Annotated in this window: 23 protein-coding genes and 1 riboswitch; of the genes, 11 read left to right on the top strand and 12 right to left on the bottom strand. The window is 69.4% G+C overall.

Going from position 1 to position 25,166, the window contains the following annotated elements:
• Nucleotides 1-17 precede the first annotated feature (17 nt).
• The 3 genes from ACIRB4_RS19290 to ACIRB4_RS19280 form a co-directional block, all read right to left on the bottom strand.
• Nucleotides 18-470: a GNAT family N-acetyltransferase gene (locus tag ACIRB4_RS19290; protein WP_403292687.1), complete on the bottom strand. Its 453-nt coding sequence runs from the start codon at nucleotides 468-470 to the stop codon at nucleotides 18-20.
• A 30-nt stretch (nucleotides 471-500) separates the two neighbouring features.
• Nucleotides 501-959 carry a MarR family transcriptional regulator gene (locus tag ACIRB4_RS19285; RefSeq protein ID WP_356887320.1) on the bottom strand — a complete coding sequence of 153 codons (459 nt, stop codon included), beginning with the start codon at nucleotides 957-959 and terminating at the stop codon, nucleotides 501-503.
• Nucleotides 960-1,037: 78 nt separating this feature from the next.
• Entirely contained in the window at nucleotides 1,038-1,931 is an 894-nt protein-coding gene (locus ACIRB4_RS19280; protein ID WP_403292686.1) for a GNAT family N-acetyltransferase, read from the bottom strand.
• A gap of 156 nt (nucleotides 1,932-2,087) precedes the next feature.
• Here ACIRB4_RS19280 and ACIRB4_RS19275 point away from each other — a divergent pair, with 156 nt between their 5' ends.
• Complete coding sequence (locus tag ACIRB4_RS19275; RefSeq protein WP_403292684.1) at nucleotides 2,088-2,744, top strand: HAD family hydrolase; 657 nt, start codon at nucleotides 2,088-2,090, stop codon at nucleotides 2,742-2,744.
• A 108-nt stretch (nucleotides 2,745-2,852) separates the two neighbouring features.
• Nucleotides 2,853-4,040: a globin domain-containing protein gene (locus ACIRB4_RS19270; RefSeq protein ID WP_403292682.1), complete on the top strand. Its 1,188-nt coding sequence runs from the start codon at nucleotides 2,853-2,855 to the stop codon at nucleotides 4,038-4,040.
• Nucleotides 4,041-4,053: 13 nt separating this feature from the next.
• Here ACIRB4_RS19270 and ACIRB4_RS19265 read toward each other — a convergent pair whose 3' ends face one another.
• From ACIRB4_RS19265 to ACIRB4_RS19250, 4 genes are all read right to left on the bottom strand, one after another.
• Nucleotides 4,054-4,533 carry an NUDIX domain-containing protein gene (locus tag ACIRB4_RS19265; protein ID WP_403292680.1) on the bottom strand — a complete coding sequence of 160 codons (480 nt, stop codon included), beginning with the start codon at nucleotides 4,531-4,533 and terminating at the stop codon, nucleotides 4,054-4,056.
• 35 nt (nucleotides 4,534-4,568) lie between these two features.
• A complete protein-coding gene (locus tag ACIRB4_RS19260; protein WP_403292679.1) occupies nucleotides 4,569-5,465 on the bottom strand; it encodes a LysR family transcriptional regulator in 897 nt (298 codons plus the stop codon).
• 222 nt (nucleotides 5,466-5,687) lie between these two features.
• Entirely contained in the window at nucleotides 5,688-6,842 is a 1,155-nt protein-coding gene (locus tag ACIRB4_RS19255) for a cystathionine gamma-lyase (protein ID WP_403292677.1), read from the bottom strand.
• 59 nt (nucleotides 6,843-6,901) lie between these two features.
• Nucleotides 6,902-7,279: a phage holin family protein gene (locus tag ACIRB4_RS19250; RefSeq protein ID WP_403292675.1), complete on the bottom strand. Its 378-nt coding sequence runs from the start codon at nucleotides 7,277-7,279 to the stop codon at nucleotides 6,902-6,904.
• Nucleotides 7,280-7,330: 51 nt separating this feature from the next.
• Here ACIRB4_RS19250 and ACIRB4_RS19245 point away from each other — a divergent pair, with 51 nt between their 5' ends.
• The 4 genes from ACIRB4_RS19245 (at nucleotide 7,331) to ACIRB4_RS19230 (ending at nucleotide 9,653) form a co-directional block, all read left to right on the top strand.
• Nucleotides 7,331-7,648, top strand: coding sequence for a cupin domain-containing protein (locus ACIRB4_RS19245; protein WP_403292950.1), 318 nt, complete (start codon nucleotides 7,331-7,333; stop codon nucleotides 7,646-7,648).
• A 164-nt stretch (nucleotides 7,649-7,812) separates the two neighbouring features.
• Nucleotides 7,813-8,031 (top strand): DUF5326 family protein, encoded by a 219-nt coding sequence (locus ACIRB4_RS19240; protein ID WP_403292673.1) that lies wholly within the window; start codon nucleotides 7,813-7,815, stop codon nucleotides 8,029-8,031.
• Between the two features lie 279 nt (nucleotides 8,032-8,310).
• Nucleotides 8,311-9,081, top strand: a complete 771-nt coding sequence (locus ACIRB4_RS19235) for an IclR family transcriptional regulator (protein WP_403292672.1) — start codon at nucleotides 8,311-8,313, stop codon at nucleotides 9,079-9,081.
• A gap of 137 nt (nucleotides 9,082-9,218) precedes the next feature.
• Nucleotides 9,219-9,653 carry an SsgA family sporulation/cell division regulator gene (locus ACIRB4_RS19230; protein WP_403292948.1) on the top strand — a complete coding sequence of 145 codons (435 nt, stop codon included), beginning with the start codon at nucleotides 9,219-9,221 and terminating at the stop codon, nucleotides 9,651-9,653.
• 56 nt (nucleotides 9,654-9,709) lie between these two features.
• Here ACIRB4_RS19230 and ACIRB4_RS19225 read toward each other — a convergent pair whose 3' ends face one another.
• Nucleotides 9,710-11,068: a YibE/F family protein gene (locus tag ACIRB4_RS19225; protein ID WP_403292671.1), complete on the bottom strand. Its 1,359-nt coding sequence runs from the start codon at nucleotides 11,066-11,068 to the stop codon at nucleotides 9,710-9,712.
• Nucleotides 11,069-11,139: 71 nt separating this feature from the next.
• Nucleotides 11,140-11,288: riboswitch (TPP riboswitch) on the top strand.
• Here ACIRB4_RS19225 and thiC point away from each other — a divergent pair.
• Entirely contained in the window at nucleotides 11,282-13,063 is a 1,782-nt protein-coding gene (thiC, locus tag ACIRB4_RS19220; RefSeq protein ID WP_403292670.1) for a phosphomethylpyrimidine synthase ThiC, read from the top strand. Its footprint overlaps the riboswitch before it by 7 nt.
• Nucleotides 13,064-13,210: 147 nt before the next feature.
• Here thiC and ACIRB4_RS19215 read toward each other — a convergent pair whose 3' ends face one another.
• The 3 genes from ACIRB4_RS19215 to ACIRB4_RS19205 all read right to left on the bottom strand — a co-directional run bounded on the left by ACIRB4_RS19215 (nucleotide 13,211) and on the right by ACIRB4_RS19205 (nucleotide 16,836).
• The gene (locus tag ACIRB4_RS19215; RefSeq protein ID WP_403292668.1) at nucleotides 13,211-14,038 is read right to left on the bottom strand and encodes a hypothetical protein; all 828 of its coding nucleotides are present in this window, start codon (nucleotides 14,036-14,038) and stop codon (nucleotides 13,211-13,213) included.
• Between the two features lie 159 nt (nucleotides 14,039-14,197).
• Entirely contained in the window at nucleotides 14,198-15,505 is a 1,308-nt protein-coding gene (locus ACIRB4_RS19210; protein ID WP_403292947.1) for a metallophosphoesterase, read from the bottom strand.
• 224 nt (nucleotides 15,506-15,729) lie between these two features.
• Nucleotides 15,730-16,836 (bottom strand): LacI family DNA-binding transcriptional regulator, encoded by a 1,107-nt coding sequence (locus ACIRB4_RS19205; protein WP_403292666.1) that lies wholly within the window; start codon nucleotides 16,834-16,836, stop codon nucleotides 15,730-15,732.
• Between the two features lie 380 nt (nucleotides 16,837-17,216).
• Between ACIRB4_RS19205 and hisC the strand changes: the two genes are divergently transcribed.
• Nucleotides 17,217-18,344 (top strand): histidinol-phosphate transaminase, encoded by a 1,128-nt coding sequence (hisC, locus tag ACIRB4_RS19200; protein WP_403292945.1) that lies wholly within the window; start codon nucleotides 17,217-17,219, stop codon nucleotides 18,342-18,344.
• A 34-nt stretch (nucleotides 18,345-18,378) separates the two neighbouring features.
• On the opposite strand, the gene ACIRB4_RS19195 is transcribed toward hisC, so the two are convergent.
• On the bottom strand, nucleotides 18,379-18,759 hold the full coding sequence (locus tag ACIRB4_RS19195) for a cyclophilin-like fold protein (protein ID WP_403292665.1): 381 nt from the start codon (nucleotides 18,757-18,759) through the stop codon (nucleotides 18,379-18,381).
• Nucleotides 18,760-18,961: 202 nt separating this feature from the next.
• Between ACIRB4_RS19195 and ACIRB4_RS19190 the strand changes: the two genes are divergently transcribed.
• The 3 genes from ACIRB4_RS19190 (at nucleotide 18,962) to cydD (ending at nucleotide 25,165) form a co-directional block, all read left to right on the top strand.
• Nucleotides 18,962-20,470 (top strand): cytochrome ubiquinol oxidase subunit I, encoded by a 1,509-nt coding sequence (locus tag ACIRB4_RS19190; RefSeq protein WP_403292664.1) that lies wholly within the window; start codon nucleotides 18,962-18,964, stop codon nucleotides 20,468-20,470.
• An 18-nt stretch (nucleotides 20,471-20,488) separates the two neighbouring features.
• Nucleotides 20,489-21,493, top strand: coding sequence for a cytochrome d ubiquinol oxidase subunit II (gene cydB / locus ACIRB4_RS19185; RefSeq protein ID WP_403292662.1), 1,005 nt, complete (start codon nucleotides 20,489-20,491; stop codon nucleotides 21,491-21,493).
• A 66-nt stretch (nucleotides 21,494-21,559) separates the two neighbouring features.
• A complete protein-coding gene (cydD, locus tag ACIRB4_RS19180) occupies nucleotides 21,560-25,165 on the top strand; it encodes a thiol reductant ABC exporter subunit CydD (RefSeq protein WP_403292661.1) in 3,606 nt (1,201 codons plus the stop codon).
• The last annotated feature ends 1 nt before the right edge of the window (nucleotide 25,166 follow it).

The following is a 25,166-nucleotide window of genomic DNA, read 5'->3' as shown; positions in this document are numbered from 1 at the left end:
CTGTGCCGTTCCAGGACTCAGAGGCTCATCTTGAAACCCAGATGGGAGGCTTCGAAGCCGAGCCGCTCGTAGAACCGGTGGGCGTCCGTACGTGTGGCGTCCGAGGTCAGCTGGACCAGTTGGCAGCCCTGGCGCCGGGATTCTTCGACGGCCCACTCGATGAGCTGGGATCCGAGCCCGCTGCCGCGCTCCTCCGAGTGGATGCGGACACCCTCGATGATCGACCTGGTCGCCCCGCGGCGGGAGAGCCCGGGGATGACCGTGAGCTGGAGCGTGCCGACAATTCGTCCGCTGCTCACGGCCACGATCAGGTGCTGGTTCGGGTCGCGGGCCAGCCGCTCGAAGGCGGCGGTGTACGGAGTGAGGTCGCTCGGGGACTCCCGCTGGGCGCCCAGGGGATCGTCGGCGAGCATCGCGACGATGTCGGGAAGGTCTTCGGCCGTGGCGGGCCGTATCTCAAGATCGCTCATGGAGGGCAGGCTACGCCCGGGGCAGGCCGGTCAGGCGGGAACGCGCAGCCCTTCGACGACCCGGACCAGGGGAGCCAGCTCCGGATTCTCCGCAGCCTGGTCGAGCGCTTCCCGCAGGGCGCGGTCGTTGGTGGGCCGGGCCTCCTCAAGGAGCTTCAGGCCGGCTTCGGTGACATCGGTGTAGATGCCGCGGCGGTCGGTGGCGCAGAGATACCGGGTCAGCAGGCCTCGGTCCTCCAGCCGGGTCACCAGCCGCGTGGTGGCGCTCTGGCTGAGTACGACGGCGTCCGCGACCTGCTTCATCTGGAGATGGCCCCCGGGGCCGCTGTGCTGGCGGCTGAGCACGTCGAGGAGCGAGTACTCGCGCATGCTCAGGCCGTGCTTGGCCTCCAGCTCCCGCTCGATGTGCGACTCGATCCTGCCGTGCAGCAGGGAGAGGGCGCACCAGCCCTGGGAGAGGGCGGTGAGTGCGGGGTCGGTCGCGGTCATGGTCTCTCCTCGGTCCCGGAGCGGCTTCTCCCAGAGTAGACGATGAGCGCAATACCCGCGTATGCAATTACCTGGCCGCTATCCAGCCGCCAAGGTCAAGGGGGCGAACCTGCGGCTCCAGTCGCCCGGAAGGTGGGGCAGGGACCGCGTCATGACCGCGTTGAAGGTGATCGGGGCGAGACCGTTCGCCTTCACCCAGCGCAGGAGGGACTCGTGCCGAACGTCGATGTCCGTACGGAGCGGACGGTCCGTGACGGCGGCCAGAGAGGCGATGAGGGACTGGGCGGTCGCGGAGTCCCGAGCGATCAGAGGCCCGATGACATGGGTCTCCATATTCGGCCAGGCCGTGGCGAAGCCGATGATCCGCCCGTCCTCCTCGGCGACGCGGAGGTGATCGGCGAAGGCCGGAAGGCGCGTGATCATATGCGTGCGGTCGAGCCCGAAGATCTCGGCGTCCAAGCGCAGAATGGCCTGGAGATCCTCCGCGGTGGCCGGACGAGTCGGAATGCCAGGAGCCGGTTCCACGGGCGTGAAGTGGCCTCGGACCATCTCCGCGCGGCCGGTGACGGTGAAACCCAGCTCTTCGTAGAGCGGCTGTCCGTTCGGAGTGGCATGGAGCGTGAGCGGCGTGTCGCCCGTCTCGGCCATGACATGCCGCATCAGTCGGCGCCCAATGCCTCGGCGGGCGTGCCGCTCGGCGACAAGAACCATCCCGATGGCCGCAAGCTCCGGGCCGTACGACGTCACGACGGACACCGCGACCAGTCCCTTGCCGCCGGGGTCGTCGATGCCGTAACCGGTCCCCGCGGTGAGCAGCAGACTCCACTTGTGCTCCTCGCGCGGCCATCCCCGGTCTTCCGAGAGGTCGGCGCACGCAAGGAGGTCACCGGGGGTGAGACGTCGGATGGGGAGCTGGTCGAGCGGGGTGAGCGATGTCGGCATGGCGATCAGGCTGTCGGACGCACTGATCATCCGTCCACCCCTTTAGGGGAACTGGCCGATACGGGCAGGTGACGCCGCCCTCCGTCGAGCGGACGCTGCAGATGTTTCACGTGAAACACCGTGCCTCGACCTGCCCGCGTTCGGGCCTGGCGGAGGGAGTGACCGTGCGTACTAATCTCGGCGCACATGACGACTCCTTCGGGCAGTGGACGCAGGCTTCACCTCTTCGACCTCGACGGCACTCTGATCCGTGGGTCGGCCGCTGCCGTGGAGATCTCGCGCCAGCTCGGACTGGCCGACGAGATCGCCGCGCTGGAGGCGGGTTTCCTGTTGCGGGGGCTGACACCCGACGAGTTCGCGGTCCAGGCCCGTGAGCTGTGGTCCGAACTCACGACGGAGCACGTCACCGCCGCTTTCGAGGGGGCGCCCTGGCTGGCCGGCATCCGAGAGGTCTGGGCCGACATCCGGGCCCACGGAGGGCGCTGCGCCGTCATCTCGCTCTCGCCGGACTTCTTCGTCGAGCGCCTGCTGGACTGGGGGGCTGATGCCGCCCATGGGTCCCGCTGGCCGTCGGTTCCGTTCACCGCGCCGATCCATCGCCCGGGGATTCTCAACGCGGCGGCGAAGGTGAGCATCGCGCGGGAGTTGTGCGCGGAGTTCGGCGTGAGCTTCGAGGAGTGCGTCGCCTATGGCGATTCGATGTCCGACGCGGCGCTCTTCGCGGCGGTTCCGGAGACCGTGGCAGTGAACGCGGACCGTCATCTGGCCGGGCTCTCCCGCCACAGCTACACGGGAGCCGATCTGCGCGAGGCGTACGAACTGGTACGAAAAAGCGCAGCTTAACCGGAATCCGTGTGCGAATGCCCGAGAACTCCACTCTCTGTCCGAACCGGTGGTCGACACTGCCATGCTGCGGCGACAACAGCCGGTTGCGCGAGGGCGAGGCACACGATGAACGCTCCGACCACCACGTCGGCCGCTGAGAAGGCTGCTGCGGACGACGCGCCGCCCCGAATACCTTCGGGGCCCTCGCCCGATGCCCTTCTCGTCCGCCGCACCCTGGCGGAGATCGCACCTGTCGCCGACAGGGTGACCTCGTACTTCTACGCGCTGCTCTTCATCCGCCGGCCCGAACTGCGCTCGATGTTCCCCGTGGCGATGGACACCCAGCGCGACCGCCTCCTCAGAGCACTGCTGACGGCCGCCGAGCACATGGACAACACCTCCGTGCTCACGTCATACCTCCAGAACCTGGGGCGCGGGCATCGCAAGTACGGCACTCACCCCTCCCATTACCCGGCGGTCGGTGAAGCCCTCATCGGGGCGCTCATCCGGTACGCCACCACGACGTGGGACGAGGAGACCGAATCCGCGTGGGTCCGTACGTACGCCACGATCTCGCAGATCATGATCGGTGCGGCAGCCGAGGACGAGCAGCATGCGCCGGCCTGGTGGCACGCCGAGGTCGTCTCACACGACCTGCGGACTCCGGACGTCGCGGTGATCACCTTGCGGCCCGACCAGCCGTACCCCTTCCTCGCCGGTCAGTACACGACGCTGGAGACGCCCTGGTGGCCGTGTGTGTGGCGGCACTTCTCCTTCGCCTCGGCGCCCAGGCGGGACGGTCTTCTCTCGCTGCACGTCAAGGCGGTTCCGGCCGGGTGGGTGTCGCAGGCGCTGGTCCACCGCGCGCGCCCAGGTGACGTGCTGCGGCTCGGGCCGCCGTCGGGGTCCATGACCGTCGACCACTCCACGGACAACGGCATGCTGTGCCTGGGCGGAGGGACCGGGATCGCGCCCATCAAGGCGCTGGTGGAGGACGTCGCCGAGCACGGGGACCGCCGCCCCGTCGAGGTGTTCTACGGAGCGCGCAGCGACCACGACCTCTATGACATCGACACGATGATGCGGCTCCAGCAGACCTTTCCCTGGCTGTCCGTGCGGCCGGTCACCGACGACCAGGGGCGCCTGCCGGACGCCGTGCGCCGATACGGCCCCTGGCACGAGTACGACGCCTATCTCTCAGGACCGCTCGGCATGATCCGCAGCGGGGTGGACGCCCTCCGGGGCGCCGGCATTCCCGCCGAGCGAATCCGCCACGACTCCCTCGAGGACCTGGTGGCGATCGGCGGCGCTTAAGTCGTGGCCTGGGTCAGCCCAGGTCAGGCGCGTGCATCGCGCGGACGCCCTCGATGTTGCCGTCCAGGTAATGCCGGAGAGACAGCGGGACGAGGTGGACGGCGGCGATTCCGACCCGGCTGAACGGCACCCGGACGATCTCGTACTCGCCGGACGGCTCCTCGACCTCGGGGCCGTGGCGCAGGGAGGTGTCCATCGATTCCAGCCGACAGACGAAGAAGTGCTGGACCTTCACGCCGGAGACGCCGCCGTCGACGATGTGCTCGACGGTGTCGACGAAGCAGGGGACCACATCGGTGATCTTGGCGCCAAGTTCCTCGTGCACCTCACGGTGGAGGGCCTCGACGACGGTGCTGTCCGAAGGTTCGACCCCGCCCCCGGGCGTGAGCCAGTAGGGATCCATCCCCGGCTTCGTGCGCTTGATGAGGATGAGGTCGTTTCCATCGAGCAGGATGGCGCGTGCGGTGCGCTTGACCACTGGACGTTCGGTCATGGGAAGAAAATGGCCCGCCACAGGTGTCCTGAAACTCACCAGTCCCCGGCAGCTCTCAGCAGCCACTCGTGCGCCCGCGCGATCGGGGGCAGCGCGAGGGTGCCGGTGCGCACGATCAGGAAGTACGTCCGCAGAGGGGGCACCGGTGGATCGAGCAGCGCCACCAGCCGACCCTGCTCCAGGGCGTCCTCGCACAGGTACCGGGGCAGCACCGCGAGGCCGGCGCCGGAGGCCGCGGACTCCAGGACGGCCCGCAGGTCGGGCGCGATGACGGTGCCGGTGGCCGTCGGCTTGGTCTCGAAGACGGCGGCCCAATAGCGGGAGACGAACGGCAGCGACTCGTGCACTTCCACCACCGGCAGCTGCTCCAGGACCACCGCTCCCTTGCGCAGCAGCGTCTCGGAGTCCAGCCGGGCGGCCCAGTGCGGGGCGGCGACCAGGACGTGCTCCTCGTCGCAGAGCGGCGTGGAGGTGAACAGACCGCCCCGCGGACGAGCGGTGGCGATGGCCAGATCGTGATGCCCGGCGGCGAGCCCGTCGAGTACCTCCTCGGCGCTGCCGAGAAAGGAGGCCCGGACGGCGAGGCCCTGGGAGACCAGAGGCGTGAGGGCCGGCAGGGCACGCGCTGAGATGAACTCCGGGGGCCCGGCGAGATGGAGGGTGCGGACGCCGTTCTCCTCGCCCAGGTCGCTCGCGGCGATCTCCACCAGGGCGTCCAGATGAGGGGCGGCGCGGTGGGCGAGCTCGTCCCCGATGGTGGTGGGGGTGACCCCACGGGCCTGTCTGAGGAAGAGGGGGCGGCCCAGCTGCCGCTCCAGGGTGCGGATCTGGCTGGTGACGGCCGGCTGAGAGAGCCCGAGAAGCGCCGCCGCGCGGGTGAAGGAGCCGGCCCGGTGCACCGTGACGAACGTGCGCAGCAGGGCCAAGTCCATGCCCGCCCCCTCCCGGCCGTGCGGCCGTTCGACTCAGGCGTCGGCTGATGCGCCTCAAGACCGTCCAACTATAAATAAGTCGATAGGTCTCTGTCGCTAACGTGATTGGACACTGACGCAGAGTCAACTAGCCTTGGGAAAGCGGTATCTCCGCGCGTGGAACCGGAGCGTTCCGAGCCATGAGGGGGGAGGCTCGGAGCGCCCCGTTCCATGGACGAGGTGTCAGTCGGCGGCCTGCTCGGCCAGGTCGAGGGCGCGGAGCACATCCGCGATCAGGTCCTCGGGATCCTCGGCGCCGACGGAGAAGCGGATGAAGCCCTCCGGGACGGCGTCGCCGCCCCACCGGCCGCGCCGCTCCGCGGTCGAGCGCACACCGCCGAAGCTGGTGGCGTCGTCCACGAGACGGAGTCCGTCGAGGAAACGCTCCGCCCACTCCCGGTCCGGCAGGACGAACGACACCACGGGACCGAAGCGCCGCATCTGCGAGGCCGCCACCGTGTGCGACGGGTCGTCGGGAAGCCCGGGATAGCGCAGCCCGGTGACCTCCCCGCGCGTGCGCAGCGTCCGCGCGAGGGAGAGCGCCGAGGAACACTGCCGGTCGACGCGCAGCTGGAGCGTGGCCAGCGAACGGTGGGCGAGCCAGGCCTCCATGGGACCGGGGATCGCCCCGACGACCTTCCGCCAGCGCCGTACCTCCGCGGCCCGCCGGGGATCGCGGCAGCTGACATGGCCGAGCAGGATGTCCCCGTGCCCGGTCATGCCCTTGGTGTCGCTGGCGACGGAGAAGTCAGCGCCCAGCTCCAACGGGCGCTGCCCGAGCGGCGTCGCCAGGGTGTTGTCGACGGCGACCAGCGCTCCCGCCTGGTGCGCCGCTCGCACCAGGCGGCGGATGTCGCAGACATCGAGCCCCGGATTGGAGGGCGTCTCGATCCACAGCAGCCGCGCCCCGTCCAGTACGGAGAGCTGGGCGTCGCCGCCGGTCGGCGCTGTGCGGACCTCGATCCCGTACGCCCTCAGCTGCTCGTGGAGGAGCGGCAGCGCCTGATAGCCGTCGTCCGGTACGACGACCGCGTCGCCGGACCTGAGCTGGGAGAAGAGGACGGCGGAGATCGCCGCCATGCCGGAGGCGAAGACCAGCGTCTCTATGTCCGGCTCCCCCGGGGCCTCCAGTTCGCCGATGGCGCGTTCCAGATGGGTCCAGGTGGGGTTCTCGTCCCGGCCGTAGGTGTAGGGGCCGGTGGGATCACCCGGCAGATGGAAGTGGGCGGCGAAGACCGGTCCCGGCAGAGTCGGTTCGTACTTGACCGCTTCGGGCAGCCCCGCCCGGACCGCCCGCGTTCCCTCACCGAGTTCCTCGTCCCGTGCGTCCGTGTTCATGCCGCCGGTTCCTCCACACTCTCGCGCACCGCTCGCGGGCGGCACGTCATCGTTCGCACTCAGTCGCCGTCGGGCAGCACGACGTTGAGCGCCCACGAGACGACAGAGATGATCAGGCCGCCGAGGACGGCGGTCCAGAATCCCTCGACATGGAAGCTGAGGTCGAGCTGGTCGGCCAGCCAGGACGTCAGCAGCAGCATCAGGGCGTTGACCACCAGGGTGATCAGCCCGAGCGTGAGGATGAACAGGGGAAGCGTGAGCAGCTTCACGACGGGCTTCACCAAGAAGTTCACCAGCCCGAAAACCAGGGCGACGAGGATGAGCGTCAGGGCCTTCTTGCCGGTGCTCTCACCGGTGAGCGTGATGTCCTGCAGGAGCCAGATGGCCACCGCCAGGGCACCCGCGTTGGCGAGCGTCTTGACTACGAAATTCATCATGTGTCTGATCGTGGCAGACATGATCGGGCCAAGTGCAGGGGCGGACGGATGATGAAGGCATTCCGGTTGGACGAACTGGAGGCGGAGCGCGCTGCCAACGAGGGCGCCTACCTTCAGTTCCTGCGCGAGCGGAACATGTCGGTCGGTCTGTACGCGCTGGACGCGGGCGCGCTCGACCCGCAGCAGCCGCACGGGCAGGACGAGGTGTACTTCGTCGTCAGCGGCCGGGCCTCGATCACGGTGGGGACGGAGACGACGCAGGTGGCCCGGGGCAGTGTGGTCTACGTGCCGGCCGGGGTGGCCCACAAGTTCCACCACATCACCGAGGATCTCCGGGTCATGGTGGTCTTCTCACCACCGGAGAGCTGAGCCGTCCCGGAGTCGAAGTCCCGAAGAGGCCGGGCTCCCCTAGGGGGTGGATCAGGGGGGAGCAAGGGCTGCGAGGCCCCCGCGAGCACCCCCGCGGGCCCTAGCATCGAAAGCGTTCGGCGCAGAGCGCGCGGAACGGACTCTTCGGAGATGGGGTAAGGACAATGGCGGTACGGCAGATTCTCGCGGGCATGCCCTGGTGGGTGAAGTGGGTGGCCATACCCGTCATCGCTCTGTTCGTCTTCGGCGGTCTGATCACCAGCGTCGCGACCTTTGTGATCGGTCTGCTCTTCAAGGTGCTGGTCTTCGTGGCTCTGGTCGCCGGGCTCGTCTACGTGGTGCGGAAGTTCATGTCGTCCTCGGCCTCGCGCGAAGACTGGTAGCCCCGGCTACTCACTGGTATGAACCGGTTTCCGGGCATTAGCCCGGGCGGGGGAACCCCATGGCAGAAACCGCGTGGGTGCCCACAGGGTGCCATTAGAGTGGCAAAGCTCTGCCGCCCCGGGGAATCAGTGCGCTGATCTCACCTTGACCAGCGAGTTCTTTTCTGTCCCGGGCGGGTCCACCCATGGACCCCACGGAATCCCAGGCCGCGGCGGGCGCGCGGGGGCGGCCCCCGCGGGCGGGTGCAGGGCGCCCGTCGAAACGCCTGGGGGTGACCTTTGGCCACGGCTTCGCAATCCGCTGTCCCTACCCTGATCGGCTCCGTGCAGCGGGCGCTGAGACTTCTGGAAGCCGTGGGCTCCCACGAGGACGGCGCTCCCGCCAAACAACTCGCGCGTGAGGCGGGGCTCCCGCTTCCCACCGCGTACCACCTGCTCCGCACCCTGACGCACGAGGGCTATCTCCGCCGCGAGAAGGGTGTGTTCGTCTTCGGCGACGCCGCCGGCCGTCTGGCCGGTGGCGGAGTTCTGCAGAATCGTCGCACCAAGATCGAGGACTCCCTCGCCCGCTGGCGCGACGATATCGGCGTCCCCGTCTACTTCGCGATCTACCGCGAGGGTGAGATCGAGCTCGTCGCCGTGGCCGACACCCCCTCCGCCCCCGCTGTGGACGAGTGGGCCGACTTCCGCGAGACCGGTCACGCCCATGCGATCGGTCAGTGTCTGCTCAGTCAACTGGATCTGAGGAGCCGTCAAGACCACCTCGACCGCCATCCGGTGGAGGCCATCACTCCGTACACGGTGCGTAACCGCCGTGCCCTCTTGGAACGTTTGGGCGGTATGGGGCGCATGGAGCCCCTGGTGGAGCGTCAGGAGTACGCGCTCGGCACGGTGTGTGCCGCCGTTCCCATCACGGCGGGTTCCACTGCGGCCGCCATGGCCATTTCTCTCCCCCTCCACCAGGAAGAGCGGTTGCTCCCCGCGGTCGATCGACTACGTAGTGAGATCGGAAAGCTCTTCAGTTCGCTCGCTTTCTCTATCAGTATCTGAAAAATCACTCCTTGTGATCTGCTAGCGCTTCCAGCACGATGGCGTCAAGAGGGCATGGGGGATCATTCCCGGCCGTTTGGATCACAGCTTTCAGCAGCTGTCGTTACGCAACTGCTTCATCTACTGCGGGGTACATGATGCGAGAGTCGGTTCAGGCCGAAGTCCTGATGAGCTTCCTCGTCTCCGAGGAGCTCTCCTTCAGAATCCCCGTGGAACTGCGCTACGAGACCCGGGATCCCTATGCGGTGCGGATGACCTTTCATCTTCCCGGGGACGCGCCCGTGACCTGGGCCTTCGGGCGGGAGCTGCTGCTCGACGGGATCAACCGGCCCAGCGGGGACGGCGATGTGCACATCGCGCCGACCGGTTCCGAGACGCTCTCGGACGTCTCCATCCGCCTTCAGGTGGGCAGCGACCGCGCCCTGTTCCGGGTCAGCGCTCCTCCGTTGGTCACCTTCCTCGACCGAACGGACAAAATGGTTCCGCTCGGTCAGGAACGGACATTCGGCGACTTCGAAGACAATTTGGAGGCAGCGCTCGGCCGGATCCTGGCGGAGGAGAACGCCGGCTGAGCAACGAGAACACCGGCTGATCGCAGTGGAACACCGGCTGACCAGCGGTCATCCGGTCACTTCGCCCGGCGGCGTCGCCCACCCTTGGCCGGTCGGCTCTCCGCGGACCCCGGCCGGTCGGCGGAGACCACCAGCGCCGCGAGAGCGGTGGTGACCGGCACCGACGCGACGAGGCCGATCGACCCCACCAGCGTCCGGACGATCTCCTCCGCGACGAGCTCGCTGTTGGCCACCGTTCCCACGCTGCTCTGAGCGATGGAGAAGAGCAGCAGCAGGGGCAGGGCCGCACCCGCGTACGCGAGCACCAGGGTGTTCACCACCGAGGCGATGTGGTCGCGGCCGATCCGGATTCCCGCCCGGTACAGCGCGCGCGGCCCCATGCGCGGATCCGCCTGGTGCAGCTCCCACACCGCCGAGGTCTGGGTCACCGTCACATCGTCGAGCACGCCGAGCGAACCGATGATGACGCCCGCGAGCAGCAGACCGGACATGTCGATGTCCGGATAGAGGCCGTGGATCAGGCCGGTGTTGTCGTCGGTGTTGCCTGTGAGCGAGGCCCAGCCGATGAAGAGCGAGCCCAGCAGTCCGATCAGCAGCAGCGAGATCAGGGTGCCGAGCACCGCGACCGAGGTACGGGCTGAAAGGCCGTGGCACATGTAGAGCGCGATCAGCATGATCGCGCTAGACCCGACCACCGCGACGACCAGCGGATTCGAGCCCTGCAGAATCGCCGGCAGGATGAAGAAGGTCAGCACCAGGAAGCTCACACAGAGCGCGATCAGGGCCATCAGCCCGCGCAACCGGCCGACGAGCACGACCGCGAGCGCGAAGATCCCGGCGAGCAGCACCATCGGCAGCTTGCGGTTCACATCGGTCACCGAATACTGCAGGTCACGCGGGGCGTCGGGGGCGTACGCCACCACCACGCCCTGTCCCTCGCTCAGTTGCCGCGGAGCGTCCGGCTGCACGATCTCGACGAAGGTGCGGCCCTTGTCGCCGCCCGTGGTGACCTCGATCGTCGCCTTGGCGCACTCCCCCTGCTGGGCGTTGACCGCCTCACGCCCCTGAGGCGTGGTCGTGTCACCGGTCGGCGGCACCTGAGCGGCGTTCACGTCCTTGCAGTCGACGTACTCGACCGAGACGACCTTGCCCTGCTCGGTCTGCCGGTCGAAGCCGACGCCGGTGCGCTCGTGCGCCGGGGCGCCGCCGGGCCACAGGACCGCGAGCCCGACCAGGACGGCGGTGGCGAACGGGATCAGGACCGCGGCGATGACCTTGCGCAGATGCAGGGAGACAGGCGCGGCGGGCCCATGGCTGTGCGTATGGCCGTGCGCCATATGGCCGCCATGGCCGTCACCGTGCCCGTCGCCATTGCCTTCGCCGTACGGTTCGGGGGTCTGCTGCGAGGAAGTCACCGACCGATCATCGCAAGAACGGCGGGGGCCCACTGTTCAGCACGCCCGGGTTGACGCTAGCGTGGTGGCACCTTTGCACACGCGGGAGCTCGGAGCACCGGGCTGAGAGGGCGCTGATCACCGTACGCGCGCGTACTGACGCACGTACGGGAAGAGGCTGCGCCGACCGCCGAACCTGTTACCGGGTAATGCCGGCGTAGGGAGATCGGTCTCATGACCATTCAGGATGCACGCACGCCTGCCACCAGCCAGGACGGCCAGGCCGAGCGCACGCCGGGCTGGCACAAGGGGTACATCGAGGGCTCCCGCCCCGACCTCCGTGTGCCGGTCCGCCAGGTGCACCTCACCAACGGCAAGGACGTGACGCTGTACGACACGTCCGGTCCGTACACCGACCCCACCATCGACACCGACGTACGGCGGGGCCTCCCGCCGCTGCGCGATAACTGGATCATCAGCCGCGGCGACACCGAGGAGTACGCGGGCCGCCCGGTCCGCCCCGAGGACGACGGGATCAAGCACACCTCGCCGCGCGGGGGGCTCAAGAACCTCGACGCCGTCTTCCCCGGCCGCCCGCGCCAGCCCCGCCGGGGCCGCGGGGGCCAGGCGGTGACCCAGCTCGCGTACGCCCGCCGGGGTGAGATCACCCCGGAGATGGAGTACGTCGCCATCCGCGAGAACGTCTCGCCCGAGGTCGTACGGGAGGAGATCGCCGCGGGCCGCGCGGTGCTCCCGGCGAACGTCAACCACCCGGAGATCGAGCCGATGATCATCGGCAAGCGGTTCCTGGTGAAGGTCAACGCCAACATCGGCAACTCCGCCGTCACCTCCTCCATCGAGGAGGAGGTGGAGAAGATGACGTGGGCGACCAAGTGGGGCGCGGACACGGTCATGGACCTGTCCACCGGCCGCAACATCCACACCACCCGCGAATGGGTGCTGCGCAACTCCCCCGTGCCGATCGGCACCGTGCCGCTCTACCAGGCCCTGGAGAAGGTCGACGGCAAGGCCGAGGAGCTGACCTGGGAGATCTACAAGGACACGGTCATCGAGCAGGCCGAGCAGGGCGTCGACTACATGACCGTCCACGCCGGCGTACTGCTGCCGTACGTGCCGCTGACCGCGCGCCGCAAGACCGGCATCGTCTCGCGTGGCGGTTCGATCATGGCCGCCTGGTGCCTGGCGCACCACAAGGAGAACTTCCTCTACACGAACTTCGAGGAGCTCTGCGAGATCCTGGCGACGTACGACGTCACGTACTCGCTGGGCGACGGTCTGCGCCCGGGCTCGATCGCGGACGCCAACGACGACGCGCAGTTCGCGGAGTTGCGGACGCTCGGCGAGCTGAACACGATCGCCAAGCGCCACAACGTGCAGACGATGATCGAGGGCCCGGGCCATGTCCCGATGCACAAGATCAAGGAGAACATCGACCTCCAGCAGGAGATCTGCGAGGAGGCGCCGTTCTACACCCTCGGCCCGCTCACGACCGACGTCGCGCCCGCCTACGACCACATCACGTCCGGGATCGGCGCCGCGATGATCGCCTGGTGGGGCACGGCGATGCTCTGCTACGTCACGCCCAAGGAGCACCTGGGTCTGCCCAACCGCGACGACGTGAAGACCGGCGTCATCACGTACAAGATCGCGGCGCACGCGGCCGACCTGGCCAAGGGGCACCCGGGGGCGCAGGAGTGGGACGACGCGCTGTCGGACGCGCGGTTCGAGTTCCGCTGGGAGGACCAGTTCAACCTGGCCCTCGACCCGGACACGGCGCGTGAGTTCCACGACGAGACGCTGCCCGCGGAGCCGGCCAAGACCGCGCACTTCTGCTCGATGTGCGGTCCGAAGTTCTGCTCGATGAAGATCTCGCAGGACATCCGGCGCGAGCACGGCGGCGACCTCAAGTCGGACGAGATCCAGGCCGGTATGGCGGAGAAGTCCAAGGAGTTCGCCGCCTCCGGCAACCGGGTCTATCTCCCGTTGGCGGACTGACCCGAAGAACACCGGGCGGACCCGCGGCCCCGGGGGAGTCGCGGGTCCGCCCGGTCCGTCCGTCCCGCCCTCCGCTCGCCCGCCGTTCCTCCGGGGTTCGGTCGGAGTGCCGTCCTTCCGGCGTTGACTCCGGCTGGTTCCGCGGCGTCACTCCGGTCGGTTCTCCGGCGGGCCGAAGTCGGGGCTGCTGAAGTCGGGGCTGCTGAACGTCGGACGGGTGCCCGACGCGCCCTCGCCCGGGCTGGAGAACTGCGGGCCGCTGTAGCCGATCTTCGGTATGCGGGAGGTCGGCAGGGGTCGCGGCGACGAGGCGGGCCGGGTCACGCCGGGATGGGCCAGCGCGTCGCGCAGGAACGGCAGGATTCCCCGTTCCAGCAGGGCGTGGCGCCAGGCTTCCCTGGCCCGTGACAGCTCGTCGTCCCCTTCGGGGGCGGGTCCCGCCGCAGCCACCTCCGTGGCGGTGTTGCGCAGCGCGGTGATGAGGAGTCCGGCGGCCGCGCAGAGCAGCCCGGCCGCCGCGACGGCGCCGAAGAACCAGCCCGCCGTCCACAGGGTCTCGGCGAACACCAGTGTCGGGGCCAGTGTCTTCAGTACGGCTCCGACCAGCAGGAAGATCACCGCGGCCGTGCCGGCGAGCACGGGTGCGAGGACCGTGACGATCGCGACGACACCGGCGCCGGGGCCACCGCTCGCGCCGTCGCCGTCCGCGCCGAGGACGGCGCCCATGACACTCGTACCGCTCGGTGAGCGTCCCTCTTCGCGGATTTTCACGTAGTGGTCGTACTCGGTCGCCGCCGCGGTGGTGATCAGCGCCGTCGCGTTCAACGCCATCGTGCGCAGCTGTTCGGCCGTGAGCCGTTTCCCGACCTCGGCGAGTTCCGGACGTGTGTGCGCGTTACGCAGTGCGTCGTCGAGGATGCGCTCGTACTCGGCGCGGTCCTCGGTCAGCAGGTGCGGAGCCACGTTCATGTGCATCCCCCGATGCTCCGTAGGGCCGGGCCACCCGCGGTTCACGGGCAGTTGGGCGGAAACGGAGGAGAGCCTGCTACGGATGAGCCGATGGTATTGCGGTTACGGGACAGGGTGACAGGGGGTTTCCCGAAATCGCCCTTCCCGGATGCGCAGGGTTATGCCTCAGCCGCCCAGGGGGAGTTGGACGACCAGAAGCTTTCCGGCCATGGTCACACCGCCGTCCATGGCGATCGCCAGACCGTCGGCGTACACGTGCGGGCCGTCGACGACCGGCTCCGACGGGCCGTCGCCGTCCTCCGTGCCGACCTGGCCGAGGAGGTACGGGATGGGGCTGTGACCGTGCACGACACGGCGGCCGCCGTAGGTGGCGAGCAGCTCCCGTACCGCCTGGGGGCCCGTGTCGTCACGGAACGCGAAGCGTTTGGTGAACTTCCGGAAGAGGTCCCAGACCTCGTCGGCGTCGTTCCGGTTGATGATCTCGTGGACCGTTTCGTTGACGTCCTCGATGGTGCTGCCGTACTCGAGGTACGCGGTGGTGTCGGAGTGCATGAGGAGGTGCCCGTCCTCCTCCACCACGGCGTCCAGCCGGGACATCCACTGCAGATGGACGTCCTGGAGCCGGTCCATGTCGTACTTCTGGCCGCCGTTGAGCAGCCAGGCGGCCTGGAACGTGGCCGTGCCGGCGCCCGAGTTCACGGGGGTGTCGGCGAAGCGTTTGGCGCCGATCAGCAGCAGCTCGTGATTGCCCATCAGGGCCTTGCAGTAGCCGCCGGCGGCGGCGGCCTCGGCCGAGAGGCGCATGACGAGGTCGATGACGCCGATGCCGTCGGGGCCGCGGTCGGTGAAGTCGCCCAGGAACCACAGACGGGCGTTTCCGGCGGCCCAGGCGCCGTTCTCGTCGATGAGGCCCTGCGCGCGCAGGGCGTCGAGGAGTTCGTCGAGATAGCCGTGGACGTCGCCGACGACGTAGAGCGGGCCGGGGCCCTCGCCCGCCGCCGGGACCGGCGCGGGGGCGGGGACAGGGTCCTGGTCGACCCGGACCTGGACGGTGTCGCCGCGGTTGATGATCGGGAGGTCCCGCTCGGTGGGGGTGTAGCCCTCGGGGAGGTCGTCCTCGGGGAAGGCGTTGCCGGGGTGTCCGGTGGCGACGGCGACGATGGAGGAGCCGGGCTCCTCGTGGCCGCCCTGGGGCCGGCCCATCGGGGCATGGCCGAGGTGGAGCGTCGGGTCGGGCGGTACGCCGGGCACGCCGGGAGTTCCTGGTGCGGCGTGAGTTCCGGGCGCGGCGTGGGAGCCGGTCGGTGCTGCGGCTTCGGCGGCTGCCGGGAAGCCCGGGGCTCCGGTGGGCGGTTCGACGGCGTGGCCCTGCACGGGCACCCGGGCGTACGGCGGTACGCGGAAGTCCCGCAATGTCGCCGTGCGCACCACGGGTTCCTGCCCGGCCCCCTGAGTCATCGACCCCTCCACCACCGTCGCGATGCCCTGCACATCGCGGACCGGCCTGGTCGGGGTGGTCCGCGGTGTCGTGCGCCCATCATAGGAATGAGGGTCCTCCTGTGTGACGCACCAGGGGTGGTGAATCCGGGTCCACTCCGGGTTCACCGGTTGTTTCGCCCGAATTGAGAAGGTCCAGGCCAGGGTGAGAGCCGGGTCGACCCATGGTTTGGGCCGAACCACGGCAGGTACAGGTTCTCTCAGTCCGTCGAGGGGGAGCGGGGCGGACTGACGGTCGTCCGCGGTGGACGCCTCTGGGAGGACGTACGGACGATGAGTTCGGTGGGTATGACCTGTTCGACCGGTCGGTCGGTCTCGGTCCCCTCGATGGCGTCGATGAGGAGCTGGACGACGGCCGTGCCGATCCGGCGGGGCTTGAGCGAGAGCGTCGTGACGGGCGGGTCGGTGTTGGCGTAGACGGTCGACTCGCTGCAGCAGACCAGCAGGAGGTCGTCCGGTACGCGCAGTCCGTAGCGGCGGGCGGCCGCCAGGAGGTCGGTCCCGTTGGGGTCGAAGAGTCCGTACACGGCGTCGGGCCGATCGGGGCGGGCGAGCAGCCGGTCGGCCGCGACGGCGCCCGCGCACGGATCGTGCGCCGGGTAGGCCTCGTACACGGGGTCCTGTCCGACCCGCTGGCACCAGTTGAGGTACGCGGTGGTGGACAGGCGGGTGTAGGTGTCGGTGCTGGTGCCGGTGAGCAGGCCGATCCGGCGGGCGCCGGCGGCGGCGAGATGGTCGAGGAGGTCGAGGACGGCGGCTTCGTGGTCGTTGTCGACCCAGGCGGTGACCGGCAGGGTGCCGGCGGGGCGCCCGTCGGAGACGACGGGCAGGCCCTGGCGGACGAGCTCGGCGACGACCGGGTCGTGGTCGGAGGGGTCGATGACGATGGTCCCGTCGAGGGCGACGTTCGACCAGACGTCGTGGCGGGAGGTGGCGGGCAGGATGACCAGGGCATAGCCGCGGGCGAGCGCGGCCGAGGTGGCGGCTCTGGCCATCTCCGCGAAGTACGCGAATTCGGTGAAGGTGAAAGGTTCATCCCCGTACGTCGTCACGGTCAGGCCGATGAGGCCCGACTTGCCGGTACGGAGGGTGCGAGCAGCCGCGGACGGGCGGTAGCCCAGCCGGTCTGCGACCTCGCGAACGTGGCGGCGGGTGGCGTCCGGGAGCCGGCCCTTTCCATTGAGTGCGTCGGAGACAGTCGTGATGGAGACCCCGGCGGCGGCGGCCACATCCCGGATGCCCGCTCTGCCCTGCCGGCTTCCCCGGGTCTGTGCCCGGCTCACCTGGTGCTTCCCTGCTGCTGTCATGGCGAGCCGATAGTAGGGCGAGGGCCGGTGGTTGGGCCGGTCGCATATGCACTCGTTGACAGACACGTTTCTGCATGATCAATAGGCGTCAACTACCTTGGAAAGCAAGGCTATTAGGGGTCTGCTGGGTTGATCTCTGACTGTCGGCGCGCATGAGCCTGCCCAGGGGGCCATGTCTCGAAGAGGTCTCAACTCACCTCTACGGGGGACGCGCGCCACGGCGCGCGCCACCGGCGCACGCCACCCGTCTCCGCGCTCTCTTCTGTTTTCCACAGGTCGTCGGCGTTCGTTGTCCACAGCCCATTCGCAGCGGAGGCGAATCCTCATAAGGTGAGGAGCATTGGTGGTACGGACGGTCGAGGAGGACCACAGTGAGCGCAGTGAGCGAGACCGGCGCGGCCGGCGAGGCGGCCGGCGGAGCCGGCGGGACGAGCGCGGGCGGCCCGAAGCTGCGCGCCGTGCTGGACGGCATTCCCACTTACAAGCCGGGCAAGCCGGCCGCCGCGGGTGGCCCGGTCGCCTTCAAGCTGTCCTCCAACGAGAACCCGTATCCGCCGCTGCCGGGCGTGATGGAGAGCGCGCTGGCCGCGGCCGCGAACTTCAACCGCTACCCCGACATGGCCTGCACCGGTCTGATGGAGGAGCTCGCTGACCGCTTCGCCGTCCCCATCTCGCACCTGGCCACCGGCACCGGCTCGGTGGGCATCGCCCAGTCGCTGATCCAGTCGACGGCCGGCCCGGGTGACGAGGTCATCTACGCCTGGCGGTCCTTCGAGGCGTACCCGATCATCACGCTGATCAGCGGGGCCACCCCGGTGCAGGTGCCGCTGACCGACGGCGAGGTGCACGACCTCGACGCGATGGCCGAGGCGATCACCGACCGGACCCGGCTGATCTTCGTCTGCAACCCCAACAACCCCACGGGCACGGCGGTGCGCCGGGCCGAGCTTGAGCGCTTCCTGGACCGGGTGCCCGCCGACGTCCTGGTGGTGATCGACGAGGCGTACCGGGAGTTCGTCCGCGACGCCGACATCCCGGACGGCATCGAGCTCTACCGCGACCGCCCGAACGTGGCCGTGCTGCGGACGTTCTCCAAGGCGTACGGCCTGGCGGGGCTGCGCGTGGGCTTCGCGATCGCGCACGAGCCGGTGGCCGCGGCGCTGCGCAAGACGGCGGTGCCCTTCGGGGTGAGCCAGGTGGCGCAGGACGCGGCGGTGGCGTCGCTGCGTGCGGAGGACGAACTGCTCGGGCGGGTCGGCTCGCTGGTGGCCGAGCGCGAGCGGGTCCACGCGGGGCTCGTGGCCCAGGGCTGGACCGTTCCGGACACCCAGGCGAACTTCGTCTGGCTACGGCTCGGTGAGCGGACGGTGGACTTCGCGGCGGAGTGCGAGCGGCACGGCGTGGTGGTGCGGCCGTTCGCGGGTGAGGGCGTGCGCGTCACGATCGGTGAGTGCGAGGCGAACGACCTGTTCCTGAAGACGGCGGAGAGCTTCCGGAATGGCCGGTAGCAGGCCCTGATCCGGCGGATCCGAACGACAGACGCTAGTCCGTCACCAGCTCCACGCGGATGGGGTCACCGTCCCTGACGGTGGCCAGCACGCGCGGGTCGCCGTCCAGTGCGCCCAGGAGGTTGCACGGGCTGGCGAGCCGGCACTCATCGCCCCGGGATATCGGGGTGGGGCCGTAGGGGAGCGCGAGCGCGTCGCCCTCGGTCCAGAAGGCGACGGTGCCCGGCTCGACCACCTGTCGCGCGTCGGCTTCGACGGCCGCCGAGACAGGTGTGTCGAAATACACTTCCTCGCCCCAGGTCCGGGCGGTGGAGCAGATCGGTAGAGCCCCCACGAGCGCTTTGCTCGTGGGGGTTTCGTCGAGAGTGGCCGTGGTGTGCCCGGCCGGCCAGGAAATACGGATCTGAAGGTCCATGGCCCCGATTCAACAATATGTTGAAGGTCTGGGGAAGGGGTGACCATCGAGTAGGGGGCCCCGGTCTTACGTACGGATTTCGCATGAGTCATAATTGCTTGTGAATGTGAACGCTTTCACAAGCGTGAGGGTTCATCCCGGGATGGGTGGGATTGAGGAGCGCCCGCTCCCTGTGACCACGGCGATGTAAGGAGAAGACGACGTGGACCTCGCTCTGGCGCCAGAGACACTGGCGCGCTGGCAGTTCGGCATCACCACCGTCTACCACTTTCTCTTCGTCCCTCTGACGATCTCCCTCGCCGCGCTCACCGCCGGTCTCCAGACCGCCTGGGTACGGACGGAGAAGGAGAAGTACCTCAGGGCGACGAAGTTCTGGGGCAAGCTGTTCCTGATCAACATCGCCATGGGTGTGGTCACCGGCATCGTCCAGGAGTTCCAGTTCGGCATGAACTGGTCCGACTACTCGCGCTTCGTCGGTGACGTCTTCGGCGCGCCCCTCGCCTTCGAGGCGCTGATCGCCTTCTTCTTCGAGTCGACCTTCATCGGCCTGTGGATCTTCGGCTGGGACAAGCTGCCCAAGAAGATCCACCTCGGCTGCATATGGATGGTGTCGATCGGCACCATCCTCTCCGCGTACTTCATCCTGGCGGCCAACTCCTGGATGCAGCACCCGGTCGGCTACCGCATCAACGAGGAGCGCGGCCGGGCCGAGCTCACGGACTTCTGGCTCGTGCTCACCCAGAACACCGCCCTCACTCAGTTCTTCCACACCATGACGGCCGCCTTCCTGGTCGGCGGCGGGTTCATGGTTGGTATCGCCGCCTTCCACCTGGCGCGCAGGAAGCACGTTCCGGTGATGCGGACCTCGCTCCGGCTCGGTCTGATCACCCTGATCATCGCCGGACTCGGCACGGCCATCAGCGGCGACCTGCTCGCCAAGGTCATGTTCAAGCAGCAGCCCATGAAGATGGCCGCCGCCGAGGCGCTCTGGGACGGCGAGGCACCCGCACCCTTCTCGATCTTCGCCTACGGCGATGTCGAGAAGGGCCACAACAAGGTCGCCATCGAGGTCCCGGGCCTGCTGTCCTTCCTCGCCAACGGCGACCTGACCTCGCATGTCCCCGGCATCAACGACGTCAACAAGGCCGAGCAGGAGAAGTACGGCCCCGGCGACTACCGACCGAACATCCCGGTCGCCTACTGGGGCTTCCGCTGGATGATCGGCTTCGGCATGGCCTCGCTGACCATCGGCATGATCGGTCTCTGGCTGACCCGTAAGAAGTTCCTGCTGTCGCCGGGCATGCGGACCGGTGAGGACGAGGTGCCGAACCTCGTCCTGTTCAAGGGGAAGGCGCTCAGCCCCCGCCTGACCAACTGGTACTGGATCGTCGCCCTGTGGACCATGGCCTTCCCTCTGATCGCCAACTCCTGGGGCTGGATCTTCACCGAGATGGGCCGGCAGCCGTGGGTGGTGTACGGCGTACTGCGCACCAGGGACGCCGTCTCCCCCGGCGTCTCGCAGGGCGAGGTGCTCACGTCGATGATCGCCTTCACCCTCCTCTACGCCGTGCTCGCCGTGATCGAGGTCAGGCTGCTGGTGAAGTACGTCAAGGCCGGACCGCCCCAACTCACGGAGGCCGACCTCAACCCGCCCACCAAGATCGGCGGGGACGACCGCGACCCCGACCGGCCCATGGCCTTCTCGTACTGAGGCTCAGGAGACCGAGGCATGGAACTTCACAACGTCTGGTTCGTACTCATCGCCGTCCTCTGGATCGGCTACTTCTTCCTCGAAGGCTTCGACTTCGGCATCGGAGTCCTGACCAAGCTGCTCGCCCGCGACCGCACCGAGAAGCGGGTGCTGATCAACACGATCGGCCCCGTGTGGGACGGCAACGAGGTATGGCTGCTCACCGCCGGCGGCGCGACCTTCGCCGCGTTCCCCGAGTGGTACGCCACGCTCTTCTCCGGGTTCTACCTGCCGCTGCTGCTCATCCTGGTCTGCCTGATCGTGCGCGGTGTGGCCTTCGAGTACCGGGCGAAGCGGCCCGAGGAGAACTGGCAGCGCAACTGGGAACAGGCCATCTTCTGGACCTCCCTCATCCCCGCCGTGCTCTGGGGCGTTGCCTTCGGCAACATCGTGCGCGGAGTGAAGATCGACGAGCGGAAGGAGTACGTCGGCACCCTCTTCGACCTGCTCAACCCGTACACCATCCTCGGCGGCCTGGTCACGCTCGGCCTCTTCACCTTCCACGGTGCCGTCTTCGCCGCGCTCAAGACGGTCGGGGACATCCGGGTACGGGCGCGGGCGCTCGCGCTGAAGCTGGGGCTCGCCACCGCCGTCCTGGCGCTCGGATTCCTGCTCTGGACGCAGGCCGACAAGGGCGACACCGGGAGCCTGGTCGCCTTGGTCGTGAGCGTGGCGGCGCTGGTCGGTGCGATCGGCGCGATCAAGGCGGGGCGTGAGGGCTGGTCGTTCGCGCTGTCGGGTGTCACCATCGCGGCGGCGTTCGCGATGCTGTTCCTGACGCTCTTCCCGAACGTGATGCCGTCTTCGCTCGATCCGGCGTGGAGCCTCACCGTCACGAACGCGTCGTCGAGCCCGTACACGCTCACGATCATGACCTGGTGTGCGGCGATCGCGACCCCGCTGGTGCTGCTCTACCAGGGGTGGACCTACTGGGTGTTCCGCAAGCGGATCGGCACGCAGCACATCGCCGACGCCGCCCATTGAAACGCCCATCAGAACCGTTCATGAGCACCGTGCATGAGTGCTGTGCATGAGTAGGGGATGTTTCACGTGAAACCGATCGATCCGCGTCTGCTCCGCTACGCCCGGGCCACCCGTCTCTTTCTCGCGGCGGTCGTGGTTCTCGGCCTGGTCGGGGCGGCGCTGGTCGTCGCCCAGGCGATGCTCATCGCCGAGGTGGTGGTGGGGGCCTTCCAGAAGGGGCTGTCGGTCTCCGTGCTGACCACCCCGCTGCTCCTGCTCGCCGGGGTCGCGGGCGGACGGGCGCTGGTCTCCTGGCTGACCGAGCTGGCCGCCCATCGGGCCGGTGCGGCGGTCAAGTCTGAGCTGCGCGGGCGGCTGCTCCAGCAGGCGGCGGCGCTGGGACCGGGGTGGCTCAGCGGCCAGAAGGCCGGCTCGCTGGTCGCGCTGGCGACCCGGGGAGTGGACGCGCTCGACGACTACTTCTCGCGGTATCTGCCGCAGCTGGGGCTCGCGGTCGTGGTCCCCGTGGCGGTCCTGGCGAGGATCGTCACGGAGGACTGGGTGTCGGCGGCGGTCATCGTCGTCACCCTGCCCCTCATTCCCCTCTTCATGATCCTCATCGGCTGGTACACCCAGGCCCGGATGGACCGGCAGTGGAAGCTGCTGTCACGGCTCTCGGGGCACTTCCTCGATGTGGTGGCCGGGCTGCCGACGCTCAAGGTCTTCGGGCGGGCGAAGGCCCAGGCCGAATCGATCCGCGCCATCACGACCGAGTACCGGCGGGCGACGATGAGGACGCTGCGGATCGCGTTCCTGTCGTCCTTCGCCCTGGAACTGCTGTCGACCCTCTCGGTGGCGCTGGTCGCGGTCGGTATCGGCATGCGGCTGGTCCACGGTGATCTCGACCTCTACACGGGGCTGGTCATCCTGATCCTGGCGCCCGAGGCCTATCTGCCGATCCGGCAGGTCGGGGCGCAGTACCACGCGGCGGCGGAGGGACTCGCCGCCGCGGAGGAGATCTTCGACGTACTGGAGACGCCGGTACGGCAGGGTGGCGCCGTGTCGGCGCCCCCGTCGTCCCCGCGCCTTGAGCTGGAGAACGTGACCGTCCGTCATGCGGGGCGTGCCGAGCCGTCGCTCGACGCGGCCTCGCTGGTGGTGGAGCCCGGCGAGACGGTGGCGCTGGTGGGCCCGAGCGGCGTCGGCAAGTCGACGCTGCTCGATGTGGTGCTGGGATTCGCGGTGCCCGAGGAAGGCGGCACGGTTCGGGTCGGTGGCCGCGCGCTCGGGTCGCTGGACCTGGCGGAGTGGCGGTCGCGGATCGCCTGGGTGCCGCAGCGGCCGTATCTCTTCGCGGGCACGATCGCGGACAACGTCCGCCTGGCCCGGCCGGATGCCTCCGACGCGGCGGTACGGCAGGCCCTGCGGGACGCCGGTGCGGACGGTTTCGTCGCCGGACTCCCGGACGGTGTGGAGACGGTCCTGGGCGAGGACGGAGGGGGGCTCTCGGCCGGGCAGCGTCAACGCCTCGCCCTCGCGCGGGCGTTCCTGGCCGACCGGCCCGTGCTGCTCCTGGACGAGCCGACGGCCGCGCTCGACGGTGAGACGGAAGCGGCCGTCGTCGACGCGGTACGCCGCCTCGCGGTGGGCCGCACGGTGCTCCTGGTCGTCCACCGTCCGGCGCTGCTCGCGGTCGCCGACCGTGTGGTGGAGCTGACCCCGGCGATTGCGGCGGCCGCGGGGCCGGCTCGCGTCGACGGTGCCGGTCGTGTCGATGCCGCCGAGCGCGACGACCTCGCCGGGGAGACGTGGGGGGCGGCCGCCCGGTCCGGCAACGGCGGCACGATCACCGACGGGGGCACCATCGCCGAGGGCGTCGAGCCCGCAGGTCAGGAAGGCCGCGGTCTCTTCGGTCGCGTGCGGGCCATGGCCGGGGAGCTCAAGGGGCGGATGGGGCTCGCCCTGCTCCTCGGGAGCCTGACGCTCGGGTCGGCCGTCGGTCTGATGGCGGTGTCCGGGTGGCTCATCTCCCGCGCCTCCGAACAGCCGCCCGTGCTCTATCTGATGATGGCCGTCACCGCCACCCGCGCGTTCGGCATCGGTCGAGCCGTCTTCCGTTATGCCGAGCGCATCGTCTCCCACGACGCCGTGCTGCGGATGCTCGCGGAGCTGCGGGTCTCCGTCTACCGGCGCCTGGAGCGCATCGCCCCCGCCGGACTGCGCCGCACCCGGCGCGGCGACCTCCTCTCCCGGCTCGTCCAGGACGTCGACGCCCTCCAGGACTACTGGCTGCGCTGGCTGCTCCCCGTGGGCGCCGCGCTCGTCGTGGGCGCCGGCTCCGTCGGGTTCACCACCTGGCTCCTGCCCGAGGCCGGGGCGGTCCTCGCCGCCGGTCTGCTGGCCGCGGCCGTGGCGGTCCCCGCGCTGAGCGGTGTCCTCGCCCGCCGGGCCGAGCGGCAGCTCGCCCCCGCCCGCGGCGCCCTCGCCACCACGGTCGCCGACCTCCTGCGGGGCTGCGCGGAACTGACGGTCGCCGGCGCCCTGCGCCACCGCGTCGACAAGGCCCGTACCGCCGACCGCACCCTCACCGCCATCGCCTCCCGGCAGGCAGCCGCCACCGCGCTCGGCGCCGGTCTGTCCGCGCTCGCCTGCGGTCTGACGGTCGCCGCCGCCGCGTTCGTCGGTGTCCAGGCCGTCCGCGACGGTCGCCTGGACGGTGTGAGTCTCGCGGTCGTCGTCCTCATCCCGCTCGCCGCGTTCGAGGCCGTCATCGGCCTCCCGCTGGCCGTCCAGTACCGCCAGCGCGTCAAGCGGAGCGCCGAGCGGGTGTACGAGGTGCTCGAGGCGCCTCTTCCCGTACACGAGCCGGAGCACCCCGCCGCGCCGCCGCGGAGCCCCTTCCCGCTGGAGGTCGCCGGTCTCTCCGCCCGGCACGCCGGGCAGGAGCGGGACGCGCTCGCCGGTTTCGCGCTCACCCTGGAGGCCGGGAGGCGGGTCGCCGTCGTCGGCACCTCCGGGTCCGGGAAGACCACGCTCGCCCAGGTGTTGCTGCGCTTCCTCGACGCCGACGCGGGAACCTACCGCCTCGGCGGGGTGGACGCTGCGGCGCTCGGCGGTGACGACGTCCGCCGCCTCGTCGGGCTCTGCGCCCAGGACGCGCACACCTTCGACAGCTCCCTGCGCGAGAACCTGCGCCTGGCCCGTACCGACGCGAGCGACGACGACCTGCGCGCCGCTCTCGGCCGGGCCCGGCTCCTCGACTGGGTGAACGGGCTGCCCGACGGCCTCGACACCATGGTGGGCGAACACGGATCGAAGCTCTCCGGCGGTCAGCGGCAGCGCCTCGCGCTGGCCCGGGCACTCCTCGCCGACTTCCCCGTCCTCGTCCTCGACGAGCCGGCCGAGCACCTCGACCTCGCCACGGCGGACGCGCTCACCGACGATCTGCTGCGGGCCACCGAGGGTCGTACCACCGTTCTGATCACCCACCGGTTGCGCGGTCTTGACGCCGTGGACGAGGTGGTGGTCCTGGACGAGGGCCGGACTGTGCAGCGCGGTCCGTACGCGGTGCTGGCCGGGGTCGACGGTCCTCTGCGCCGGATGCTGGAGCGGGAACGGGCGAGCGACCTGTCGCTCGCCGCCGGAGCCCGTACATCCCAAGACCGACTTTTCTCGCCAATGGGGACTTACTAGG

The sequence above is a fragment of the Streptomyces sp. NPDC093600 genome (genome assembly GCF_044764755.1).
Taxonomy (GTDB): domain Bacteria; phylum Actinomycetota; class Actinomycetes; order Streptomycetales; family Streptomycetaceae; genus Streptomyces.
The sequence above is the reverse complement of the archived record's forward strand: the minus strand, read 5'-3'. Positions and strand labels throughout refer to the sequence as shown.

Excerpts from the sequence above, each read along its gene's own strand:
- ACIRB4_RS19290 (WP_403292687.1), bottom strand. The coding sequence starts at position 470 with ATGAGCGATCTTGAGATACGGCCCGCCACGGCCGAAGACCTTCCCGAC.
- ACIRB4_RS19285 (WP_356887320.1), bottom strand. The coding sequence starts at position 959 with ATGACCGCGACCGACCCCGCACTCACCGCCCTCTCCCAGGGCTGGTGC.
- ACIRB4_RS19280 (WP_403292686.1), bottom strand. The coding sequence starts at position 1,931 with ATGATCAGTGCGTCCGACAGCCTGATCGCCATGCCGACATCGCTCACC.
- ACIRB4_RS19275 (WP_403292684.1), top strand. The coding sequence starts at position 2,088 with ATGACGACTCCTTCGGGCAGTGGACGCAGGCTTCACCTCTTCGACCTC.
- ACIRB4_RS19270 (WP_403292682.1), top strand. The coding sequence starts at position 2,853 with ATGAACGCTCCGACCACCACGTCGGCCGCTGAGAAGGCTGCTGCGGAC.
- ACIRB4_RS19265 (WP_403292680.1), bottom strand. The coding sequence starts at position 4,533 with ATGACCGAACGTCCAGTGGTCAAGCGCACCGCACGCGCCATCCTGCTC.
- ACIRB4_RS19260 (WP_403292679.1), bottom strand. The coding sequence starts at position 5,465 with ATGGACTTGGCCCTGCTGCGCACGTTCGTCACGGTGCACCGGGCCGGC.
- ACIRB4_RS19255 (WP_403292677.1), bottom strand. The coding sequence starts at position 6,842 with ATGAACACGGACGCACGGGACGAGGAACTCGGTGAGGGAACGCGGGCG.
- ACIRB4_RS19250 (WP_403292675.1), bottom strand. The coding sequence starts at position 7,279 with ATGATGAATTTCGTAGTCAAGACGCTCGCCAACGCGGGTGCCCTGGCG.
- ACIRB4_RS19245 (WP_403292950.1), top strand. The coding sequence starts at position 7,331 with ATGAAGGCATTCCGGTTGGACGAACTGGAGGCGGAGCGCGCTGCCAAC.
- ACIRB4_RS19240 (WP_403292673.1), top strand. The coding sequence starts at position 7,813 with ATGGCGGTACGGCAGATTCTCGCGGGCATGCCCTGGTGGGTGAAGTGG.
- ACIRB4_RS19230 (WP_403292948.1), top strand. The coding sequence starts at position 9,219 with ATGCGAGAGTCGGTTCAGGCCGAAGTCCTGATGAGCTTCCTCGTCTCC.
- thiC (WP_403292670.1), top strand. The coding sequence starts at position 11,282 with ATGACCATTCAGGATGCACGCACGCCTGCCACCAGCCAGGACGGCCAG.
- ACIRB4_RS19215 (WP_403292668.1), bottom strand. The coding sequence starts at position 14,038 with ATGCACATGAACGTGGCTCCGCACCTGCTGACCGAGGACCGCGCCGAG.
- ACIRB4_RS19205 (WP_403292666.1), bottom strand. The coding sequence starts at position 16,836 with ATGACAGCAGCAGGGAAGCACCAGGTGAGCCGGGCACAGACCCGGGGA.
- ACIRB4_RS19195 (WP_403292665.1), bottom strand. The coding sequence starts at position 18,759 with ATGGACCTTCAGATCCGTATTTCCTGGCCGGCCGGGCACACCACGGCC.
- cydB (WP_403292662.1), top strand. The coding sequence starts at position 20,489 with ATGGAACTTCACAACGTCTGGTTCGTACTCATCGCCGTCCTCTGGATC.